This is a genomic window from Salmonella sp. 32120201201600049SM, assembly GCF_017572835.1.
GTDB classification, from domain to species: Bacteria; Pseudomonadota; Gammaproteobacteria; order Enterobacterales; family Enterobacteriaceae; genus Salmonella; species Salmonella enterica.
This window is the reverse complement of record NZ_JAGESA010000010.1, coordinates 75,021-95,460: the sequence shown is the minus strand read 5'-3', so window position 1 is coordinate 95,460 and position 20,440 is coordinate 75,021. Positions and strand designations below refer to the sequence as shown.

Here is a 20,440-nt window from a genome sequence, read left to right as displayed (position 1 = left end):
ATCCGACTTGCGTACTGGAGTTTCGCCGTCATGCGTCTGGTTCAGCTTTCCCGACATTCTATCGCCTTCCCTTCGCCGGAAGGCGCTTTACGCGAGCCTAACGGTTTACTGGCACTGGGCGGCGATCTCAGCCCTGCCCGGTTGTTAATGGCCTACCAGCACGGGATTTTCCCGTGGTTTTCGCCGGGCGACCCGATTCTGTGGTGGTCGCCCGATCCGCGCGCCGTGCTGTGGCCTGAAAAGTTTCACCTCAGTCGCAGCATGAAGCGCTTTCACAACGCATCCCCTTACCGCGTGACGCTCAATTACGCTTTCGACCGGGTCATTGATGGATGCGCCAATCACCGTGACGAAGGCACCTGGATAACGCGTGGTATTGAGGAAGCCTATCGCCGATTACATGAATTGGGCCACGCGCACTCCATTGAAGTGTGGCGCGATCGGGAACTGGTCGGCGGGATGTATGGCGTCTCGCAGGGGGCGCTATTTTGCGGCGAATCGATGTTTAGCCGCCAGGAGAATGCTTCTAAAACCGCACTGCTGGTTTTTTGCGCTGAATTTATCCGTCACGGCGGTAAACTTATTGATTGTCAGGTACTTAATAGTCATACCGCCTCGCTCGGCGCCATTGAAATTCCACGTCGTGACTACCTCGATCACCTCGCGGCCTTACGCCAACAGCCGCTGGCCTCCCGTTTTTGGGTGCCGCGGACATTATTTTTGCCCCGGAAGTGAATGTTTTCGGCACATTTTTTATTGGGGTGTTATAATTGCTGCCGCAGAATTGGTTTAGCTCATTATCCCGCAGCCCGTTGTCAGGTAACGCCCATCGTTTATTTCACCGTTCCCTTATATGTTGCGCTTATGTCGATACATCAGGCGGTAGTATCAGGGAAAAGGTGTATAACGCGGCGTTGTCGTGTGTCGCGGAATCATGTGCTAAACCTGGTTTGCTGTGTTTTAAACGCACAAATCTTTACTTATCAAAAGAAGTTCGGCATTATCTTGCCGGTTCAAATTATGGTAGTGATACCCCAGAGGATTAGATGGCCAAAGAAGACAATATTGAAATGCAAGGTACCGTTCTCGAAACGTTACCTAATACCATGTTCCGCGTAGAGTTAGAAAACGGTCACGTGGTTACTGCACACATCTCCGGTAAAATGCGTAAGAACTACATCCGCATCCTGACGGGCGACAAAGTGACCGTTGAGCTGACCCCGTACGACCTGAGCAAAGGCCGCATTGTCTTCCGTAGTCGCTAATTGTCTCCTCACGCCCTGAAGGGCGGCTGGATAAAAGGTCGGTTTAACCGGCCTTTTTTGCGTCCATTAAGTCGATGAATGACGAGCAGGTTACTCTTCCACCATGCGCGCATACTCTTCCGTCAAAAAATCGACCAACGCGCGTACGGAAGGTAATAATCCTCGCCGGGATGGGAACACAGCATGAATAACCTCCCGCCGGGGCTCCCACTCTTCCAGCACCGCGACCAGTTCACCGGCGGCCAGTTGTTCTTTCACCATTAAGACAGGTAACTGCACAAGCCCCACGCCCGCCATCGCCGCCTCGCGTAGCGCCAACATGTCTGTAGTAATCATACGCGGGGTAAAATGGACTTCCGCACGCGCGCCCTGCGGGCCATAAAGTTCCCAGCGGTGGATATGCTTGCCGGATGCAAGACTTAGCCCTGGCCAATGGCTCAACTCCGCCGGCGCGGAAGGGATTCCCATCCGTGCGATAAGATCCGGGCTGGCAAACAGGCGATGCCCTCTGTCAGCCAGGACGCGCATCACCAGGTCGCTATCTTCAAACGGGCGCGGCCTGACGCGAATCGCCACATCCACCCCCTCCCCTACGACGTCCACCCGACGGTTGGTCGCTTCAAGCTGTAGCGAAACATCAGGATAACGCGCCATAAACTTCGCCAGCATTGGGCCGATGTGTACATGCAGCAGCGTCACCGGGCAGGTTAGCTTCACGATACCGCGAGGTTCTACCTGCAATGCGGCAATGGCATCCTGCGCCGCCTGAGCTTCCACCAGCATCGCTTTACAGTGCTCATAGAATGTTTGTCCCACTTCGGTAACGTTAAACTGCCGGGTAGTTCGCTGAATCAATCGCACGCCCAGCCGTTCCTCCAGTTGCGCAATACGCCGGCTCAGTTTTGATTTTGGTTCATCAAGCGCACGCCCCGCCGCGGCAAACCCACCCTCTTCGACCACATGCACAAACCACGCAAAATCATTGAGATCCGTTTTTATCATTACATTGTCCTATTAATGGAACGGTATGAGCCATTTTAGCCACTACCGAAGCTTTTGTCATGAATATAAGCTTATTCACATCAAGACAACGCCACTGAGGAGAACACCATGAAACAGATTACAGGCGTCTATACCGCACCTCGCCCGCACTGGGTTGGCGATGGATTTCCGGTTCGTTCACTCTTTTCTTATCAGTCACATGCGCAGCAGTTGAGTCCCTTCCTGCTGCTGGATTATGCCGGGCCGCACACATTTACGCCGGGTAATGAAAAACGCGGCGTTGGGGAGCATCCACACCGCGGTTTCGAGACCGTGACGATTGTTTATAGTGGCGAAGTCGAGCATCGGGACTCTACCGGTCGCGGCGGCGTTATCGGCCCGGGCGACGTTCAGTGGATGACCGCAGGCGCAGGCATTTTGCATGAAGAGTTCCATTCCGACGCGTTTACCCGTCGGGGCGGCGAACTGGAAATGGTGCAGTTGTGGGTTAACCTTCCCATGAAGGACAAAATGACCACCCCGGGTTATCAAAGCATTACCCACGATGTTATCCCGACCGTTACGTTACCGGATGACGCCGGAGTCGTGCGGGTCATTGCAGGGCGTTATGAAGAGACAAAAGGCCCGGCGCACACTTTCTCGCCGCTCAATGTCTGGGATATGCGCCTGCAACGCAATCGCCAGCTTACATTGGCACAGCCGGAAGGATGGAGCACCGCGCTGGTGGTACTGAAAGGCAATATCACGGTGAACGGCACGACGCCGGTCAACGAAGCGCAACTGGTGGTATTGAGCCAGCAAGGGAAAACGCTGCACCTTGAGGCCAGCAGCGACGCCAGCGTATTGCTGTTATCAGGCGAGCCGCTGAATGAACCGATTGTGGGTTACGGCCCATTTGTTATGAACACGAAACAAGAGATCGCAGAAGCAGTCCGCGATTTCAACTCCGGCCGTTTTGGCCAAATCTGAAAACATGAAGGAGAACACGATGTCAAGTCCTGCTAATTTTAATGGTTTGCGCCCGGTAATTGATGTTAACGATTCCGTGATGCTTTTAATCGATCATCAAAGCGGTCTTTTCCAGACCGTAGGCGATATGCCAATGCCGGAATTACGCGCTCGCGCCGCGGCGTTGGCGAAGATGGCGACGTTAGCGAAAATGCCGGTCATTACCACGGCATCCGTACCGCAAGGTCCGAACGGCCCGCTGATCCCGGAGATCCACGCTAATGCGCCACATGCGCAGTACATTGCGCGCAAAGGTGAAATTAACGCCTGGGATAACGAAGATTTCGTTAAGGCGGTAAAAGCGACGGGTCGTAAGACGCTGATCATTGCCGGGACGATTACCAGCGTGTGTATGGCATTCCCGGCCATTAGCGCGGTAGCGGAAGGTTATAAGGTATTTGCCGTGATCGACGCATCCGGCACCTACAGTAAGATGGCGCAGGAGATCACCCTGGCGCGTATCGTACAGGCTGGCGTCGTACCGATGGATACTGCCGCTGTCGCCTCTGAGCTGCAAGGCACCTGGAACCGTGAAGACGCCGCCGCGTGGGCCGACGTTTATACTCAGGTATTCCCGGCCTATCAACTGCTGATCGAAAGCTACAGCAAAGCGCAGGATGTGGTGAAAAACAACGAAATGTTGGATTCACAGCGTTAATTTGCCTCCCCGCGCCAGTTTGGGCGGGGATTATGTCTATTGCATGAGCAAACGACAGTGAATATGTAAATTCTGCTTGACCGTTTTAGCGCAACTCCCTATAGTAGCGCCCCGTTGCCCCCCAAGCGGTCAGGCAGCAATACAATATGGTGAGGTGTCCGAGTGGCTGAAGGAGCACGCCTGGAAAGTGTGTATACGGCAACGTATCGGGGGTTCGAATCCCCCCCTCACCGCCATATTTAAGTTGAGAGCCTGTACAGAAGTACGGGCTTTTTGCTTATATGTATCCCCCAAACCAAGGGGGGATGAGAACACCCGACCGGGGTTCGACACAAAAACGCCGGGAGCGTTTTTGAACAGAGCTTGCTCTGGCCCCGAAGGGGCGAGGCCCCGGGATGGGCTGAGTAGCGGCGCAGCCAGTTGGACAGACCGGCCGCACAGCGAACGGGCTGCCCCGAAGGGGCGAGCAAAGCGAGTCAATCCCCCCTCACCGCCATCTTCAAGAAAGAGCTCGTACGAAACTACGGGCTTTTGTATCTAAACTTCTTGTTTTTGCTGTGATTTCCCTGATAAAAGGTTTGTTTTTGGACCTTTTGTTGCTATGGGGAAGTTGCTATAGATTGTGTAAAAACAGCCCTACTCCCCTGTCTGAAACGCTTTAGAAAAGTTTGCATAAGTATCTCTCGGTAGTAAAAAAGCACCGAGTTCCTCTGTCTGATTCTGCCGTTGCTTTATTAGAAGGCTTACCGCGTTTGAAAAATAACAATCATGTATTCCCTGCCCCTCGCGCTGAAACACTTTCTGATATGTCGTTATTGGCTGTATTGAAACGAATGGGATATATCGACTTAACGCAACATGGCTTCCGTTCTACTTTCCGTGAGTGGGCTGGTGAAGCAACGGATTATCAACGTGAGGTTATTGAACATGCGTTGGCGCACCAGTTGGCAGATAAGGCTGAAGCAGCGTATCAGCGTGGGACGTTATGGCCTAAACGGGTGGCGTTGATGGATGATTGGACGGGGTATAGCACTGCCAACAGCTAAGCTACCTGTACGAAAGCATTATCGTTGATAACAACGTAGAAAGTGTGATGCTAATAGCATTCGCTTTCGAAAATGTGATAAGCAATAATTTCATACTGAACTATTTCTTATATGATTATTATCATAATTTGCAAATTACATAACCCACTCAAGGAGAGGTTATGCCCGGACTGATAGGCTACTGGAAGCAACTTCCCACCAAAGATGAATATATTAAAAAACACAATATGAGCAAAATATCCTGCTACAGTTGTGGTCACGAGAAATTCAGCGATGTTGGTTTGATACAGGTATGGGATAATCACAGAAGAATTCTTTGTGCTAAGTGTAAGACTACTCTTTTCAGAGAAGAGGATTAGTTTTTTTGGCATTGGTAACAGCGGCTTCAACATCCCTTTTCACGCAGCGGGTCGGGCTTTTTTTTCGCATTTGACCCGTCGATTACCGGATGATGACGCAATTTACAAGCGCCTTGTCCGCCTACCGCGAGCACAACGCCATCAGGCTAACTATTAGCCGGCATAAAAAAACCGGGCGCTAAGGCCCGGTTTGTACGGCAGTGAAACGAAGATTAATGCGCGGCTTCCGGCTTGTGCTTTTGCGCACTCTGGAAGCCATACGTCAACGCATTTTTCTCTTTATCCAGCGCGACGGTGACCTGTCCGCCGTCAACCAGCGATCCAAACAGCAACTCATTGGCCAGCGGTTTTTTCAGGTTATCCTGAATCACACGTGCCATTGGTCGTGCGCCCATCGCCCGGTCATAGCCCTTTTCCGCCAGCCAGTCGCGCGCTTCCTGACTGACTTCCAGGGAGACGCCTTTCTGATCCAACTGAGCCTGCAACTCGACGATAAACTTATCGACAACCTGATGAATCACCTCGCCAGACAGATGATCGAACCAAATAATGTTGTCGAGACGGTTACGGAACTCCGGCGTAAACACTTTCTTGATCTCGCCCATCGCATCGGTACTGTTGTCCTGATGAATAAGACCAATAGATTTACGTTCGGTTTCTCGCACGCCGGCGTTGGTGGTCATCACCAGCACCACGTTGCGGAAATCCGCCTTACGGCCATTGTTATCGGTCAGCGTACCGTTATCCATCACCTGCAGCAGCAGGTTAAAGACATCCGGGTGCGCTTTTTCGATCTCATCCAGCAACAGCACCGCATGAGGATGCTTAATCACCGCATCCGTCAGCAGCCCGCCCTGGTCGAAACCGACGTATCCCGGAGGCGCGCCGATCAAACGGCTCACCGTATGGCGCTCCATATATTCGGACATATCGAAGCGCAACAGCTCAATACCCAGCGCTTTTGAAAGCTGTACCGTAACTTCAGTTTTCCCTACGCCAGTTGGCCCGGCGAACAAGAATGAGCCGACAGGTTTATGCTCATGGCCCAGACCCGCACGACTCATCTTAATAGCTTCGGTCAGCGCCTCAATCGCGTTATCCTGGCCGAAGACCAGCATTTTCAGACGATCGCCCAGGTTCTTCAGCGTATCGCGATCGCTCTGCGAGACGCTCTTTTCAGGAATTCGCGCAATTCGCGCCACTACGGACTCAATATCCGCCACGTTGACCGTTTTCTTACGTTTGCTCACCGGCATCAGACGCGCCCGAGCGCCCGCTTCGTCAATCACGTCAATGGCTTTATCCGGCAGATGGCGGTCATTGATATATTTTACCGCCAGCTCGACCGCCGCACGAACCGCTTTCGCGGTATAACGCACGTCGTGGTGCGCTTCGTACTTAGGTTTCAAGCCGTTGATAATTTGCACCGTCTCTTCCACCGAGGGCTCGGTAATATCAATTTTCTGGAAACGGCGCGCTAATGCCCGGTCTTTCTCAAAAATATTGCTGAATTCCTGATAGGTCGTTGAGCCGATCACCCGGATCTTGCCGCTGGAAAGCAGCGGTTTAATCAGATTTGCCGCATCCACCTGTCCGCCCGACGCCGCGCCAGCGCCGATAATGGTATGGATTTCATCGATAAACAGGATGCTGTTGGTATCCTGCTCAAGCTGTTTCAGCAACGCCTTAAACCGTTTTTCAAAATCGCCACGGTATTTGGTGCCCGCCAGCAGCGAACCGATATCCAGCGAGTAAATGGTGCAATCGGCCATCACTTCCGGCACATCGCCCTGCACGATACGCCAGGCCAGCCCTTCGGCAATCGCCGTTTTGCCGACACCGGATTCCCCCACCAGCAGCGGGTTATTTTTACGGCGACGACACAAGACCTGGATCGCGCGTTCCAGTTCTTTTTCACGACCAATCAGCGGATCGATGCCGCCCACGCGAGCAAGTTGGTTAAGATTCGTCGTGAAGTTTTCCATACGTTCCTCCCCGCCAGCTTGTTCGTCGCCAGTTGGCTGATTGCCGAGATCGGAAGATTGGCTCGGTTCGTCTTTTCGCGTCCCGTGAGAAATAAAGTTCACGATATCCAGACGGCTCACTTCATGCTTGCGCAGCAGATAAGCCGCCTGTGATTCCTGTTCGCTAAAGATAGCCACCAGCACATTCGCGCCAGTCACTTCACTACGCCCGGAAGACTGAACGTGGAAGACGGCACGTTGCAGGACACGCTGGAAACTTAACGTCGGCTGCGTATCACGCTCTTCTTCACTGGCAGGCAGTACGGGTGTGGTTTGTTCAATGAAGGCTTCGAGTTCCTGACGGAGCGCCACCAGATCCACGGAGCATGCTTCCAGCGCTTCGCGAGCCGATGGGTTGCTGAGCAGCGCCAGCAACAGATGCTCGACGGTCATAAACTCATGACGGTGCTCGCGCGCTCTGGCGAAAGCCATGTTTAAACTGAGTTCCAGTTCTTGATTGAGCATAGGCACCTCCCCCAATTTTTATACCTGCATTCAGGCTTTTTCCAGCGTACACAGCAACGGATGCTCGTTCTCCCTTGCATACTTGTTCACCATCGCCACTTTGGTTTCCGCCACCTCGGCGGTAAACACGCCGCAGATAGCTTTGCCTTGATAGTGAACTGCAAGCATCAATTGCGTTGCACGTTCTACATCATAAGAAAAGAATTTTTGTAACACGTCAATAACAAACTCCATCGGAGTGTAGTCATCATTGACTAATATCACTTTATACATAGATGGCGGTTTTAGCGCGTCGCGCACGCTATCTTCCACCAACTGGTCAAAATCCAGCCAATCGTTCGTCTTACCCATTGTCAGTCGTCATTATCGGTTACGGTTGTCGGCAGGAAAATCTGCCGCTGACCAGAGTCTATGCACACAATCAATCTACCTCAATTGATAGATAACTAACATCTATCAGTACCATCCGCGACATCTGTCACATTCCCGGCAATAGCGTTAACTGCTTCAAATTTTTGATTCATTTTTACCCGATCCCCCCTGCCTGATGCTTGACGCCTCGCCTGATTTCTCTAAATTGTAATGTCGAGAGTTGGTGAGGTTTTGAACAGCCCCCACTCCGTCACCGGTTCATTCCATCTTACTTATATAAGATTTACGAAGGATGTCGAAGCATGGAAACGGGTACTGTAAAGTGGTTCAACAATGCCAAAGGGTTTGGTTTCATCTGCCCTGAAGGCGGCGGCGAGGATATTTTCGCCCATTATTCCACCATTCAAATGGATGGTTACAGAACGCTTAAAGCCGGACAGTCTGTCCGGTTTGATGTCCACCAGGGGCCAAAAGGCAATCACGCCAGCGTCATCGTGCCCATCGAAGCAGAGGCCGTTGCATAGCTCCTCTGTCTCATTGTGTACATCCAGGAGGCAAAATGCCAGCCCGATCGGCTGGCATTTTTATTTAACGCCAGTTCCTGATAGCAACACCGTTGCATCTTATCAGGCCGACAAATGACGTCAGCAAGATTACTCCCTTGCCAGCGCATCCACCGGGTCCAGTCGCGCCGCGTTTCTCGCCGGTAGCCAGCCAAACAGTATCCCAGTAAATGTCGAACATAAAAACGCGCTCGCCAGCGCAGTCAGTGAAAAACCGATCTCCCAGCCGGGCAGGAAAAGCTGTAGCATAAATGCGATGAACATCGACAAGCTAATCCCCAGCGCTCCCCCAACCAGGCAAACCAGCACCGCTTCAATAAGAAACTGCTGTAGCACATCGCTGGCGCGCGCGCCTACCGCCATACGGATGCCGATTTCACGCGTTCGCTCGGTGACGGAAACCAGCATAATATTCATAACGCCGATGCCGCCGACAACCAGCGAAATGACGGCCACCAGCGTCAGAAATAACTGAAGAGTATAGGTGGTTTTTTCAGCCGTTTTCAGGACGCTGTCCATATTCCAGGTGAAGAAGTCTTTTTTACCGTGGCGTAAGGTGAGCAGGCGGGTAAGCTGCTGTTCAGCCTGATCGCTATCAACGCCATCTTTCACACGAACGGTGATCGAGTTAAGCCATGACTGACCCATTATGCGATCTGACATCGTGCTATAGGGCAACCAAACTTGCAACAGATTGCTATTGCCGTACATGGACGGTTTCTCTTCCGCCATGCCAATAACAATAACCGGCATATTACCCACCAGCACCACTTCCCCTACGATATTCGCTTTATTTGGAAATAGCTGGCGTCGCGTGTTGGCATCCAGCACCACCACCTGCGCGCGATCCTGTTGCTGTACAGCATTGAAGGTGTTCCCCTCCCTAAAGGACATGCCGTAAACGTTAAAATAATCGCCACTGACGCCATTAGCATTTACGGCAATATCAATATTGCCATAGCGAAGACGTAAGCTCTTTGAAACGCTGGGCGTCGCAGAGTTAACCCACGGCTGTTTCTGAATAGCGACCAGATCGTCATATTTCAGCGCCTGTCGATACTGCGGGTTGTCGTCGCCGAAATCTTTGCCTGGATGAATATCAATCGTATTAGTGCCCATAGCGCGGATATCCGCCAGTACCATCTGTTTTGCGGCGTCGCCGACCACCACAATCGACACCACCGACGCAATACCGATAATAATTCCCAGCATGGTCAGTAAAGTACGCATTTTGTTAGCGGCCATCGCTAACCACGCCATTGAGAGCGCTTCGCGAAAGCTGCTGGCAAATTGCCGCCAGCCGGGAGCCGTATTAACTACGGCAGCGTCAACGCCCTGTTCGCGTTTCTTTTCCTGCGCGGGCGGATTATGGACAATCTTGCCATCGTGAATTTCAATAATCCGCTCCGCCTGAGCGGCAATCAGCGGATCGTGCGTCACAATGATCACCGTATGTCCGCGATCGCGCAGTTGCCGCAAAATCGCCATCACCTCTTCGCCGGAATGGCTATCTAGCGCGCCGGTCGGCTCATCCGCCAGAATCACCTGTCCGCCGTTCATCAGCGCGCGGGCAATACTGACACGCTGCTGCTGTCCGCCAGAAAGCTGTGAAGGTGGGTAATCGACGCGATCGCTTAATCCCAGCCGCAAAAGCAACTCTCTGGCGCGCGCCTGGCGTTTTTTGCGTTCAATACCGGCGTAGACGGCGGGGATTTCAACATTTTGCGCTGCCGTTAAATGCGACAACAGATGGTAGCGCTGAAAGATAAAGCCAAAATGCTCACGCCGCAGCTGCGCCAGCGCGTCCGGGTCCAGCGTCGAGACGTCCCGCCCCGCCACCCGATAAGTGCCGCTGGTCGGTTTATCCAGGCACCCGAGGATATTCATCAGCGTTGATTTTCCAGAACCGGAAACGCCGACGATCGCCACCATCTCCCCGGCGTGGATTTGCAGGGAGATATCTTTCAACACCGCCACCTGCTCTTCTCCGGAGGGGTAGCTGCGACTCACATTGCGCAGTTCAAGCAATGCCGTCATGGCGTCGCTCCTGGCCTGCTCTCGCCGATGATCACCTCATCGCCCGCTTCCAGACCTTTAACCACTTCCACGTCTGTATCGTTACGCTCGCCAATGATCACTTCGCGCTCACGTTTTTCGCCGTTACGCAACAGCGCCACTTTATAACGATTGCCGCCCACCGGTTCGCCAAGCGCGGCGAGAGGAATAATCAGCACATTTTTGACATCCATGAGTTGAATATAAACCTGTGCGGTCATATCAAGACGCAAGATTCTTTTGGGATTCGGCACTTCAAACCGGGCGTAATAAAAAATAGCGTCGTTGATCTTTTCCGGCGTCGGCAGAATATCTTTTAAAACGCCTTCATAGCGCGTTTGCGGATCGCCTGCAATGGTGAACCATGCTTTCTGCCCCGCCCGAAGATGGATCACGTCCGCTTCCGAGACCTGCGCTTTTACCAGCATGGTGCTCATATCCGCCAGCGTCAGAATATTGGGCGCCTGCTGAGCTGCAATCACCGTTTGTCCTTGCAGGGTAGTGATTTGCGTCACTTCCCCCGCCATGGGGGCAACAATACGGGTATATTCCAGGTTTGTTTTCGCGGTGTCCAACGAGGCCCGATTACGTTTGATCTGGGCATCTATGGTGCCAATACGCGCCTGTTTAACCGCCATCTCCGTCGCCGCGGTATCCAGATCCTGTTGCGATACCGCCTGAGTCTTAGCTAACTGCTGCTGGCGCGCCAGCGTAACCCGCGCCAGCTTTAACTCAGCGGCTGCCTGCTGACGCTCCGCGTTCAGCTCCATCAGGGTGGCCTCGACCTCTTTTATCTGGTTCTCCGCCTGATCTGGGTCAATCACGCCGAGTAGCTGATCTTTTTTAACGTTATCGCCAATGGAGACCAGCAGCGTTTTCAACTGGCCGCTCACCTGCGCGCCGACATCCACTTTACGCAACGCGTCCAGTTTTCCAGTCGCCAGTACACTCTGTTCAAGATCGCCTGGCCGCACGATTAATGTCTGATAAGTTGGCAGCGGGGCATTTATCATTCGCCAGCCAGCCATCCCCCCCACTAAAAGAATTAAAATAATGACCAGATAACGCTTTTTAAATTTCTTTCCCTTAGCACGCATAGAAACCCTGACGGCAAAATTTTAACCAGAAAGTAAACCGTATCTAAACAAACCTGACGCAATAAAGATAGCGCCGGCTGTATTGACGATTGGTTAATGTTTCCTGTGGTTCAATCTCGACAATCTTATGTCGCGGATTACGATCATGACACAGCTTACAGATAATACCTGGTACACTTCAGATTACATCTCTCCTTTACAATTATTTATTCGTCTGACGCGCGGGCAATTACAGCCAGGAAAATTCTGGCGTAAAGCCAGCTTTCGTCGCAAGTTTTTAATCCGCTCATTAGTCATGCCGCGTGCGACCAGCCAATTACTGACCAATCTCACCCAATGGCCGGAGTTAAATACGTTACTTGCTCGTCAGCCGCGTTTGCCTATTCGGCTACATCGTCCTTATATGGCTGTAAATATTAAACGCGATTTCGCCTTAGATGCGCTGTGTTTTCATTATCAACAGATGCGCCAACTTTTATCGCGGGAACAACAAGTTAGCTATTTAAGTCAGTATGGCCTGAATCTTGCTAAATTTGAAACTAAAACCGGCGAGTTGTTTCAACTTGATTTAGTCAGTCTGGTCTCACTGGATAAAGAAGGTGAAAGCACTATTGTTGTTCGCGACGCACAGTTACGTATTCTGGCAGAGATCACATTTACCCTGTGTCGCTTTAACCAACAACGCACACTATTTATCGGCGGATTACAGGGCGCGGCAAACGACGTCCCTCACGAAATTATCCAGCAGGCGACCAAAGCCTGCCATGGTCTTTTTCCCAAACGCATCGTGATGGAGGCTCTCTGTCAGTTTGCGCAAGTCTTTCAGGCAGAAAAGATTATAGCTGTGAGTAACGATGCGCACGTTTACCGTAGCTGGCGATACATGGATAAAAAGACGCAAATGCATGCCGACTATGACGCGTTTTGGGAATCGTTAGGCGGTGAAAGAATTAAAGGAAATTACTATGCGCTACCGCTGGCGATCGCCCGAAAAAGCGAATCGGAGATCGCCAGTAAGAAACGGGCCGAGTATCGCCGCCGCTATGCGTTACTCGATAGCGTCGTCGAACAGGTTCCGGCCACATTCAAACGTTAATCCGCCCGGCCCCGCGCCAGCCAAACCACGCGCGAGAACATCTTTCTGAACAGCGGCGGCACGGCGTCAATTCCCCGCCGCCCGGCTTCCATCGCGACTTCAATCGCCAAATCCGGCTTTGACGAGCGGTGGATAGCTTTAGTGATAATTTTCCGGGTATTCATCGGCACATTAGGCGGAAGCTGCGCAACCCGGTGAAAAACATCGGCAAAGCCCTGACGATACATAAAATGTTCCATATCCAGCGCAGGCAGCGCCGTGAGATGTTCGCGTTCTTCTTCCCGATCGTTATTAAGCAGACTGCGGACCGTCGCGGCATATTTTTTCCCCGCTTCGTCGCCATCCACCAGGACATGCCACTCGATTCCCATACGGCGGGCGAACTTCACCAGCGGTTTCAGGCCAGACTGAGCAAACTCAATGACTTTAATACCCTCCGCATCAAAATGATGTCCACACTGACGCGCCAGCTCATTAATAACCCAGGTTTCCGTCTCGCCTTCCACCAGTAGCCAGCAACGCGCAAACAGCGACGACGCGCGATTAAAGCGGATATGAAAGGCGATGCGCCGTCCATCTTCCGCGCTTAACCCGCCCGGGCCCAGACGCCAGGCGGCGACGCGGGAAGATTCGCGCACCAGCCGTACGACATGCTCCACCGGCGTTAGCGAGAGCAGTTCGCCTGAGTTGGTTGTCGCTATCCGCTGTAGCGGTAACAGATTGAGCAATTGCCAGGCGACTGAAAGCATAATGGGATGTAAACGGGTTTCCGGATCTTCCACCAGCAGTAATGGTCGCGCGTCTTTATGTAACCGCAGCGTCCCTTTCGCCTGTAACAGCGTGGAGAAAAGCCCCAGCAGGATCACCCGATGCGACCGGCTGCCCGGTTTGTCGATCATCCGATTAATAATATCCAGATAGCGCCAGCTACGCTGCTCATTTTGCGAACGTCGGCGCATGAGTCGGTGACGCGCCTGTCCTGCGCCCTGCTCTGAGAAATAGTGTTCAAGCAGTTGCACCATCGCGGACAGTCCCTGACGAATCTGCCCGTCGGTTAAATTTTGCGGCCGGGTCGCCAGCTCACGCGCCAGAAAATCCAGCTGTCGGGCCGTGACTTCAACATCCGGCACATTGGGCACCGTACCGTTGCGAATACGTCGCATAAAGCGCGCATCGCGCAAACGTAGCACTGGCATCAAACGAACCAGGTGGCGCACCTGATCGTTAATATTTTCCACCGGCAATGGCTGCCCATCGCTATTGAGAAAACTGCGCAGCGTCATCACGCTGCCATCGGCGCCGCATTCGCCCTCTAGCCGATAAAAAATACGGTGAAAATCATCCTCGCAAGGCGACCAGCATGCTTCCAGCGCTCGATAACGACGTACCCGATGCCGCCCTGGCTGCGTTTCGCGAAAAGTCAGAATAATATGCAGGTGATGCTCGCGTCCTTTTATGTCGCCAGGCGGAAACCAGAAATCCTCACGGACAAAATGGTAGAGATCGAGTTCCGGCGACAATAACAGAGTCAGCGCATCCAGCAGGCTGGATTTTCCCCAGGCGTTTTCCCCAATCAGCACGTTGTTTTGCTCCAGCATCAACGACAGTCGGTTGATACCGCGAAATCCTACTATTTCAACGCGTTCGAGAATCATGCTTCCTCCAGAAAAACGTCATCACTCCATAAAATTCACCGCAGTATAACGGCAAATGCGTCCGCCTGGCGTGATATTCCCCCCCTTTGCCTGGGGCAAATGTCTGATAAATGTACGGCTGACGGTGTCGCTTTACTGATAGTCTGGAATTCGGTAGTGTCATGTACGCTATTCAAACAATAAAAAAGGGCCCGGCTGTTCATGTTTTCAGGACTTTTAATCATTCTGGTTCCACTGATTGTGGGCTATCTCATTTCACTGCGACATAAAGCCGCATTACAACTCATTAACCGGCTACTGAGCTGGATCGTGTACCTTATTCTCTTTTTTATGGGAATAAGTCTGGCGTTTTTGGATAACCTCGCCAGTAATCTGGTGGCGATTTTTCATTATTCCGCCGTCAGTATTACGATTATTTTATTGTGTAATATCGCCGCCTTACTGTGGCTGGAACGTATCCTCCCGTGGCGTCACCATCATCAGCAGGAAAAACTGCCTTCGCGTATTGCCATGGCGCTGGAGTCGCTGCAACTGTGCGGCGTAGTGGTATTGGGGTTTGTCATCGGCCTGAGCGGACTCTCTGTTTTACAGCACGCCACCGAAGCCAGTGAATATACGCTGATCTTTTTATTGTTCCTGGTGGGGATTCAGCTACGAAATAGCGGCATGACCTTAAAGCAAATTGTGCTTAACCGCCGGGGAATGATGGTCGCGGTCGTTGTCGTGGCAAGCTCATTACTGGGCGGCGTGATTAATGCGTTTATCCTGGACTTACCGCTAAAAACCGCCATGGCGATGGCGTCAGGTTTCGGCTGGTACTCTCTTTCCGGTATTTTGCTGACGGAGTCGTTTGGACCGGTTATCGGCAGCGCGGCATTTTTTAACGATCTGGCCCGCGAGCTCTTAGCCATTATGCTTATTCCCGGTCTGGTTCGCCGCAGCCGTTCAACGGCGTTGGGCCTGTGCGGAGCGACCTCAATGGACTTTACGTTGCCGGTATTACAGCGCTCCGGCGGCGTAGAGATTGTTCCGGCGGCTATCGTACATGGCTTTATCCTCAGCCTGCTGGTCCCCCTCTTAATGGCGTTCTTCTCGGCCTGATACCTCTTTGGCGGTAGGCATCTGCCGCCAAAATTGCGCTAAATCAATCTCCTTGCACATTATGGCAGAAATCCCTTTTATCCCTTTGTTCACAGGCATAACCTTAAACATGTATATTAAATATAACTTTAAAAGGTGTGACCATGTTTTGTGTGCAATGTGAACAAACCATCCGTACACCAGCCGGAAACGGCTGCTCCTACGCGCAGGGAATGTGCGGTAAAACAGCTGAAACGTCCGATCTGCAGGATCTGCTGATTGCGGCTTTGCAAGGTTTGTCTGCCTGGGCGGTGAAGGCCCGTGAATATGGCATCATTAATCACGACGTTGATAACTTTGCGCCGCGCGCGTTTTTCTCCACGCTGACCAACGTTAACTTCGACTCTCCGCGTATCGTCGGCTACGCCCGTGAAGCGATTGCCTTGCGTGAAGCGTTGAAAGCGCAGTGCCTGAGCGTGGATGCTAATGCGCATTGCGACAATCCGATGGCCGATCTGCAACTGGTCAGCGACGATCTGGGCGAACTGCAACGTCAGGCGGCGGAATTTACCCCGAATAAAGACAAAGCCGCCATTGGCGAGAACATCCTCGGCCTGCGTCTGCTGTGCCTGTACGGTCTGAAAGGCGCGGCGGCGTATATGGAACACGCGCACGTTCTCGGTCAATACGACAACGACATTTACGCGCAGTACCACAAAATCATGGCCTGGCTGGGCACCTGGCCTGCTGACATGAACGCGCTGCTGGAGTGCGCAATGGAAATCGGCCAGATGAACTTCAAAGTGATGAGCATTCTGGACGCCGGTGAAACCACCAAATACGGTCACCCAACGCCGACTCAGGTCAACGTCAAAGCGACTGAAGGCAAGTGCATTCTGATCTCCGGTCACGATCTGAAAGATCTCTACAACCTGCTGGAACAGACCGAAGGCACCGGCGTTAACGTCTATACTCACGGTGAAATGCTGCCCGCACATGGCTATCCGGAACTGCGTAAATTCAAGCATCTGGTCGGTAACTACGGCAGCGGCTGGCAGAATCAGCAGGTCGAATTCGCCCGCTTCCCTGGCCCAATCGTGATGACCTCTAACTGCATTATCGACCCGACCGTGGGCAGCTATGACGACCGTATCTGGACCCGTAGCATCGTCGGCTGGCCGGGCGTTAGCCATCTTGAAGGCGATGACTTCGGGCCGGTCATTGCCCAGGCGCAGCAGATGGCGGGCTTCCCGTACAGCGAAATTCCGCATCTTATCACCGTCGGTTTTGGCCGTCAGACCCTGCTCGGCGCTGCCGATACGCTCATCGATCTGGTCAGTCGTGAAAAACTGCGCCACATCTTCCTGGTCGGCGGCTGTGACGGCGCGCGCGGCGAGCGTAACTACTTTACCGATTTCGCCACCAGCGTGCCGGATGACTGCCTGATCCTGACTCTGGCGTGCGGTAAATACCGTTTCAACAAACTGGAGTTCGGCGACATCGAAGGGCTGCCGCGTCTGGTCGATGCCGGTCAGTGTAATGATGCTTACTCCGCGATTATCCTGGCGGTGACGCTGGCGGAAAAACTGGGCTGCGGCGTCAACGATCTGCCGCTATCGCTGGTGCTCTCCTGGTTTGAGCAGAAAGCGATCGTGATTCTGCTGACGCTGCTGTCATTAGGCGTGAAAAATATTGTCACCGGGCCGACCGCGCCGGGCTTCTTCACGCCGGATCTGCTGGCTATCCTCAACGAGAAGTTCGGTCTGCGTTCCGTGACCACCGTTGAAGAAGACATGAAGCAATTGCTGAGCGCGTAAGGAGGTCAATGATGACGATGCCAACCTCACAGTGCCCCTGGCGAATGCAGGTGCATCACATCCGTCAGGAGACGCCGGATGTATGGACAATTGCGCTATTATGCCATGACTACTACCCTTACCGCGCCGGGCAGTATGCGCTGGTGAGCGTGCGCAATTCAGCGGAAACGCTGCGCGCCTACACCCTTTCGTCTACGCCGGGCGTCAGTGAATATATTACGCTGACCGTTCGTCGGATTGACGATGGCACGGGTTCGCAGTGGTTGACCCATGACATCAAGCGCGGCGATTACATCTGGCTGTCTGATGCAATGGGCGATTTTACCTGTGACGATAAAACAGAAGATAAGTTTCTGCTGCTCGCCGCCGGTTGTGGCGTAACGCCAATCATGTCGATGCGTCGCTGGCTGGCGAAATACCGCCCGCAGGCCGACGTGCAGGTCATCTTTAACGTCCGTTCGCCGGATGATGTGATTTTTGCCGACGAGTGGCGACAGTATCCGGTCACGCTAGTGGCGGAAAATCATGCCACGGAAGGTTTTGTCGCGGGCCGTCTGACCACGGAATTGTTACAGAGCGTACCGGATTTGGCATCGCGCACCATCATGACCTGCGGCCCGGCGCCCTATATGGATTTCGTCGAACAGGGAGTGAAAGCGCTTGGCGTAACGCGCTTCTTTAAAGAGAAGTTCTTCACGCCGGTGGCGGAAACGGCAACCAGCGGCCTGAAATTCACCAAGCTACAGCCAGCGCAGGAATTTTATGCCCCGATCGGTACGACGCTGCTGGAGGCGCTGGAGAGTAATAAAGTACCGGTTGCCGCTGCCTGTCGGGCAGGTGTTTGCGGCTGCTGTAAAACCAAAGTCGTTTCCGGCGACTATACGGTGAGCAGCACCATGACGCTGAGCGAGGCGGAGATTGCCGAAGGTTACGTACTGGCCTGCTCCTGCCATCCGCAGGGCGATCTTGTTCTCGCATAATCGGTAAACGCTCCATTATAGGCCCGGTAAGCGCTAGCGCCACCGGGCGATTTACCACTCGCTTCATCCTTTCGCCCCTCTCTCCGCCAAAGAAAAACGTCATCGTCATCTTCAACTAAACTTGTAACCGTTATCACATTTAAGGAGATGGAGAACCATGAAACAAACCGTTGCTGCTTTTATCGCCAAAACGCTGGAACAGGCTGGCGTAAAACAAATCTGGGGCGTCACTGGCGACTCCCTGAACGGCCTGAGCGATAGTCTTAATCGTATGGGAACCATTGAATGGATGCCAACCCGCCACGAAGAGGTCGCCGCTTTCGCCGCCGGCGCACAAGCGCAGCTTACCGGCGAGCTGGCAGTGTGCGCCGGTTCATGTGGACCGGGCAACCTGCACCTGATCAATGGCCTGTTTGATTGCCACCGTAACCACGTCCCTGTTCTGGCGATCGCCGCCCATATTCCGTCCAGTGAAATCGGCAGCGGTTATTTCCAGGAGACCCACCCGCAGGAGTTGTTCCGTGAATGCAGCCACTATTGCGAGTTGGTTTCCAGCCCGGAGCAGATCCCGCAGGTACTCGCCATCGCCATGCGCAAAGCGGTGCTAAACCGCGGCGTCTCCGTGGTCGTACTTCCGGGTGACGTGGCGCTGAAACCTGCGCCTGAAAACGCCGTCACTCATTGGTACCATGCCCCGCACCCCGTCGTCACGCCGGCGGAGGAAGAGCTGAAAAAACTGGCGCAACTGCTGCGCTACTCCAGCAATATCGCATTGATGTGCGGTAGCGGCTGCGCGGGCGCGCATGAGGAGTTGGTCGCGTTGGCGGCAAAACTAAAAGCGCCAATCGTTCATGCCCTGCGCGGCAAAGAGCACGTTGAGTACGATAACCCTTATGATGTGGGAATGACCGGCCTGATTGGCTTCTCTTCTGGCTTCCACACCATGATGAACGCCGATACGCTGATCCTGCTCGGCACCCAGTTCCCCTATCGCGCCTTTTATCCGAGCGATGCCAAAATCATTCAGATTGACATCAACCCGGGCAGTATTGGCGCGCACAGCAAAGTCGACATGGCGCTGGTGGGCGATATTAAAGCCACGCTTCGCGCCCTGCTGCCGCTGGTGGAAGAAAAAAGCAATCGTAAATTCCTCGATAAAGCTCTGGAGCACTATCGGGACGCCCGTAAGGGACTTGATGACTTAGCCAAACTCAGCGATAAAGCCATCCACCCACAATATCTGGCGCAACAAATTAGTCATTTCGCCGCTGACGACGCTATTTTTACCTGCGATGTCGGCACGCCGACCGTCTGGGCGGCCCGCTATCTAAAAATGAACGGCAAGCGCCGCCTGCTGGGCTCGTTTAACCACGGGTCAATGGCCAACGCTATGCCGCAGGCGCTCGGCGCTCAGGCTACCGCGCCGGGTCGTCAGGTTATCGCGATGTGCGGTGATGGCGGCTTCAGTATGCTGATGGGCGATTTTCTCTCGGTGGTACAGATGAAGCTGCCGATAAAAATCGTCGTCTTTAATAACAGCGTGCTGGGCTTTGTGGCGATGGAAATGAAAGCCGGCGGCTACCTTACCGACGGTACCGAACTGCACGACACCAATTTCGCGCGTATCGCCGAAGCCTGCGGCATTACCGGTATTCGCGTGGAAAAAGCCGCAGACGTGGACGGTGCGCTACAGCGCGCGTTTTCCATTGACGGCCCGGTACTGGTTGACGTGGTCGTGGCAAAAGAAGAGCTGGCGATCCCGCCGCAGATCAAACTGGAACAAGCGAAAGGCTTTAGCCTGTACATGCTACGCGCCATTATTAGCGGCCGCGGCGATGAAGTGATCGAACTGGCGAAAACGAACTGGCTAAGGTAAAACAGTGCACATCACCTTTTAA

At 53.2% G+C, this 20,440-nt stretch carries 19 protein-coding genes, 1 tRNA gene and 1 pseudogene; 14 read left to right on the top strand and 7 right to left on the bottom strand.

The window, feature by feature from the left end; all coding sequences use genetic code 11:
- The first annotated feature begins 30 nt into the window (after positions 1–30).
- The 3 genes from aat to infA are packed head-to-tail and all read left to right on the top strand — an operon-like array spanning position 31 to position 1,265.
- Positions 31–735, top strand: coding sequence for a leucyl/phenylalanyl-tRNA--protein transferase (aat, locus tag J4650_RS18075; RefSeq protein WP_001241649.1), 705 nt, complete (start codon positions 31–33; stop codon positions 733–735).
- Positions 736–1,119, top strand: a complete 384-nt coding sequence (locus J4650_RS18070) for a membrane protein (RefSeq protein WP_001539595.1) — start codon at positions 736–738, stop codon at positions 1,117–1,119.
- Positions 1,047–1,265 (top strand): translation initiation factor IF-1, encoded by a 219-nt coding sequence (gene infA, locus J4650_RS18065; protein ID WP_001040187.1) that lies wholly within the window; start codon positions 1,047–1,049, stop codon positions 1,263–1,265. Before J4650_RS18070 ends, infA begins: the two co-directional genes overlap by 73 nt.
- A 90-nt stretch (positions 1,266–1,355) precedes the next feature.
- Here infA and J4650_RS18060 read toward each other — a convergent pair whose 3' ends face one another.
- The gene (locus J4650_RS18060) at positions 1,356–2,267 is read right to left on the bottom strand and encodes a LysR family transcriptional regulator (RefSeq protein WP_000597928.1); all 912 of its coding nucleotides are present in this window, start codon (positions 2,265–2,267) and stop codon (positions 1,356–1,358) included.
- A gap of 108 nt (positions 2,268–2,375) precedes the next feature.
- On the opposite strand from J4650_RS18060, the gene J4650_RS18055 reads away from it, so the two are divergent.
- The 5 genes and pseudogenes from J4650_RS18055 (at position 2,376) to J4650_RS18035 (ending at position 5,338) form a co-directional block, all read left to right on the top strand.
- Positions 2,376–3,236: a pirin family protein gene (locus tag J4650_RS18055; protein ID WP_000809969.1), complete on the top strand. Its 861-nt coding sequence runs from the start codon at positions 2,376–2,378 to the stop codon at positions 3,234–3,236.
- 19 nt (positions 3,237–3,255) lie between these two features.
- Positions 3,256–3,933 (top strand): hydrolase, encoded by a 678-nt coding sequence (locus J4650_RS18050; RefSeq protein WP_000097893.1) that lies wholly within the window; start codon positions 3,256–3,258, stop codon positions 3,931–3,933.
- Between the two features lie 148 nt (positions 3,934–4,081).
- Positions 4,082–4,169: transfer RNA gene (locus J4650_RS18045), tRNA-Ser, on the top strand.
- A gap of 456 nt (positions 4,170–4,625) precedes the next feature.
- Positions 4,626–4,979: pseudogene (locus tag J4650_RS18040) on the top strand (integrase); the annotation flags it as partial.
- A 161-nt stretch (positions 4,980–5,140) separates the two neighbouring features.
- Complete coding sequence (locus tag J4650_RS18035; RefSeq protein WP_001117984.1) at positions 5,141–5,338, top strand: hypothetical protein; 198 nt, start codon at positions 5,141–5,143, stop codon at positions 5,336–5,338.
- Between the two features lie 212 nt (positions 5,339–5,550).
- On the opposite strand, the gene clpA is transcribed toward J4650_RS18035, so the two are convergent.
- The 3 genes from clpA to J4650_RS22880 all read right to left on the bottom strand — a co-directional run bounded on the left by clpA (position 5,551) and on the right by J4650_RS22880 (position 8,351).
- On the bottom strand, positions 5,551–7,827 hold the full coding sequence (clpA, locus tag J4650_RS18030) for an ATP-dependent Clp protease ATP-binding subunit ClpA (protein WP_000934064.1): 2,277 nt from the start codon (positions 7,825–7,827) through the stop codon (positions 5,551–5,553).
- A gap of 30 nt (positions 7,828–7,857) precedes the next feature.
- Positions 7,858–8,178: an ATP-dependent Clp protease adapter ClpS gene (gene clpS, locus J4650_RS18025; RefSeq protein ID WP_000520789.1), complete on the bottom strand. Its 321-nt coding sequence runs from the start codon at positions 8,176–8,178 to the stop codon at positions 7,858–7,860.
- 95 nt (positions 8,179–8,273) lie between these two features.
- The gene (locus J4650_RS22880) at positions 8,274–8,351 is read right to left on the bottom strand and encodes a hypothetical protein (protein ID WP_212742690.1); all 78 of its coding nucleotides are present in this window, start codon (positions 8,349–8,351) and stop codon (positions 8,274–8,276) included.
- Positions 8,352–8,501: 150 nt separating this feature from the next.
- On the opposite strand from J4650_RS22880, the gene cspD reads away from it, so the two are divergent.
- Positions 8,502–8,723, top strand: a complete 222-nt coding sequence (cspD, locus tag J4650_RS18020; protein ID WP_000447499.1) for a cold shock-like protein CspD — start codon at positions 8,502–8,504, stop codon at positions 8,721–8,723.
- A gap of 129 nt (positions 8,724–8,852) precedes the next feature.
- Here cspD and macB read toward each other — a convergent pair whose 3' ends face one another.
- Both macB and macA read right to left on the bottom strand, forming a co-directional pair.
- Positions 8,853–10,799: a macrolide ABC transporter ATP-binding protein/permease MacB gene (macB, locus tag J4650_RS18015; RefSeq protein ID WP_023993622.1), complete on the bottom strand. Its 1,947-nt coding sequence runs from the start codon at positions 10,797–10,799 to the stop codon at positions 8,853–8,855.
- On the bottom strand, positions 10,796–11,914 hold the full coding sequence (gene macA / locus J4650_RS18010; RefSeq protein WP_001201750.1) for a macrolide transporter subunit MacA: 1,119 nt from the start codon (positions 11,912–11,914) through the stop codon (positions 10,796–10,798). The genes macB and macA overlap by 4 nt, the downstream gene beginning before the upstream one ends.
- A gap of 145 nt (positions 11,915–12,059) precedes the next feature.
- On the opposite strand from macA, the gene J4650_RS18005 reads away from it, so the two are divergent.
- Positions 12,060–13,010 carry a VirK/YbjX family protein gene (locus J4650_RS18005; protein ID WP_001617140.1) on the top strand — a complete coding sequence of 317 codons (951 nt, stop codon included), beginning with the start codon at positions 12,060–12,062 and terminating at the stop codon, positions 13,008–13,010.
- Here J4650_RS18005 and J4650_RS18000 read toward each other — a convergent pair.
- Positions 13,007–14,665 (bottom strand): ATP-dependent endonuclease, encoded by a 1,659-nt coding sequence (locus tag J4650_RS18000; protein WP_000599770.1) that lies wholly within the window; start codon positions 14,663–14,665, stop codon positions 13,007–13,009. The two genes, J4650_RS18005 and J4650_RS18000, sit on opposite strands and share 4 nt — an antisense overlap.
- Positions 14,666–14,866: 201 nt before the next feature.
- Here J4650_RS18000 and J4650_RS17995 point away from each other — a divergent pair, with 201 nt between their 5' ends.
- From J4650_RS17995 to poxB, 4 genes are all read left to right on the top strand, one after another.
- Positions 14,867–15,766 (top strand): lysine exporter LysO family protein, encoded by a 900-nt coding sequence (locus J4650_RS17995; protein WP_000491146.1) that lies wholly within the window; start codon positions 14,867–14,869, stop codon positions 15,764–15,766.
- 143 nt (positions 15,767–15,909) lie between these two features.
- Positions 15,910–17,562: a hydroxylamine reductase gene (gene hcp / locus J4650_RS17990; protein WP_000458785.1), complete on the top strand. Its 1,653-nt coding sequence runs from the start codon at positions 15,910–15,912 to the stop codon at positions 17,560–17,562.
- An 11-nt stretch (positions 17,563–17,573) separates the two neighbouring features.
- Complete coding sequence (gene hcr / locus J4650_RS17985; RefSeq protein WP_001670445.1) at positions 17,574–18,542, top strand: NADH oxidoreductase; 969 nt, start codon at positions 17,574–17,576, stop codon at positions 18,540–18,542.
- A 157-nt stretch (positions 18,543–18,699) separates the two neighbouring features.
- The gene (gene poxB, locus J4650_RS17980) at positions 18,700–20,418 is read left to right on the top strand and encodes a ubiquinone-dependent pyruvate dehydrogenase (protein ID WP_000815309.1); all 1,719 of its coding nucleotides are present in this window, start codon (positions 18,700–18,702) and stop codon (positions 20,416–20,418) included.
- Positions 20,419–20,440 lie beyond the last annotated feature (22 nt).

Excerpts from the sequence above, each read along its gene's own strand:
- clpS (WP_000520789.1), bottom strand. The coding sequence starts at position 8,178 with ATGGGTAAGACGAACGATTGGCTGGATTTTGACCAGTTGGTGGAAGAT.
- J4650_RS18050 (WP_000097893.1), top strand. The coding sequence starts at position 3,256 with ATGTCAAGTCCTGCTAATTTTAATGGTTTGCGCCCGGTAATTGATGTT.
- J4650_RS17995 (WP_000491146.1), top strand. The coding sequence starts at position 14,867 with ATGTTTTCAGGACTTTTAATCATTCTGGTTCCACTGATTGTGGGCTAT.
- J4650_RS18055 (WP_000809969.1), top strand. The coding sequence starts at position 2,376 with ATGAAACAGATTACAGGCGTCTATACCGCACCTCGCCCGCACTGGGTT.
- J4650_RS22880 (WP_212742690.1), bottom strand. The coding sequence starts at position 8,351 with ATGAATCAAAAATTTGAAGCAGTTAACGCTATTGCCGGGAATGTGACA.
- cspD (WP_000447499.1), top strand. The coding sequence starts at position 8,502 with ATGGAAACGGGTACTGTAAAGTGGTTCAACAATGCCAAAGGGTTTGGT.
- infA (WP_001040187.1), top strand. The coding sequence starts at position 1,047 with ATGGCCAAAGAAGACAATATTGAAATGCAAGGTACCGTTCTCGAAACG.
- macA (WP_001201750.1), bottom strand. The coding sequence starts at position 11,914 with ATGCGTGCTAAGGGAAAGAAATTTAAAAAGCGTTATCTGGTCATTATT.
- J4650_RS18070 (WP_001539595.1), top strand. The coding sequence starts at position 736 with ATGTTTTCGGCACATTTTTTATTGGGGTGTTATAATTGCTGCCGCAGA.
- macB (WP_023993622.1), bottom strand. The coding sequence starts at position 10,799 with ATGACGGCATTGCTTGAACTGCGCAATGTGAGTCGCAGCTACCCCTCC.
- poxB (WP_000815309.1), top strand. The coding sequence starts at position 18,700 with ATGAAACAAACCGTTGCTGCTTTTATCGCCAAAACGCTGGAACAGGCT.
- J4650_RS18035 (WP_001117984.1), top strand. The coding sequence starts at position 5,141 with ATGCCCGGACTGATAGGCTACTGGAAGCAACTTCCCACCAAAGATGAA.
- J4650_RS18000 (WP_000599770.1), bottom strand. The coding sequence starts at position 14,665 with ATGATTCTCGAACGCGTTGAAATAGTAGGATTTCGCGGTATCAACCGA.
- hcr (WP_001670445.1), top strand. The coding sequence starts at position 17,574 with ATGACGATGCCAACCTCACAGTGCCCCTGGCGAATGCAGGTGCATCAC.
- clpA (WP_000934064.1), bottom strand. The coding sequence starts at position 7,827 with ATGCTCAATCAAGAACTGGAACTCAGTTTAAACATGGCTTTCGCCAGA.
- J4650_RS18005 (WP_001617140.1), top strand. The coding sequence starts at position 12,060 with ATGACACAGCTTACAGATAATACCTGGTACACTTCAGATTACATCTCT.
- J4650_RS18060 (WP_000597928.1), bottom strand. The coding sequence starts at position 2,267 with ATGATAAAAACGGATCTCAATGATTTTGCGTGGTTTGTGCATGTGGTC.
- hcp (WP_000458785.1), top strand. The coding sequence starts at position 15,910 with ATGTTTTGTGTGCAATGTGAACAAACCATCCGTACACCAGCCGGAAAC.
- aat (WP_001241649.1), top strand. The coding sequence starts at position 31 with ATGCGTCTGGTTCAGCTTTCCCGACATTCTATCGCCTTCCCTTCGCCG.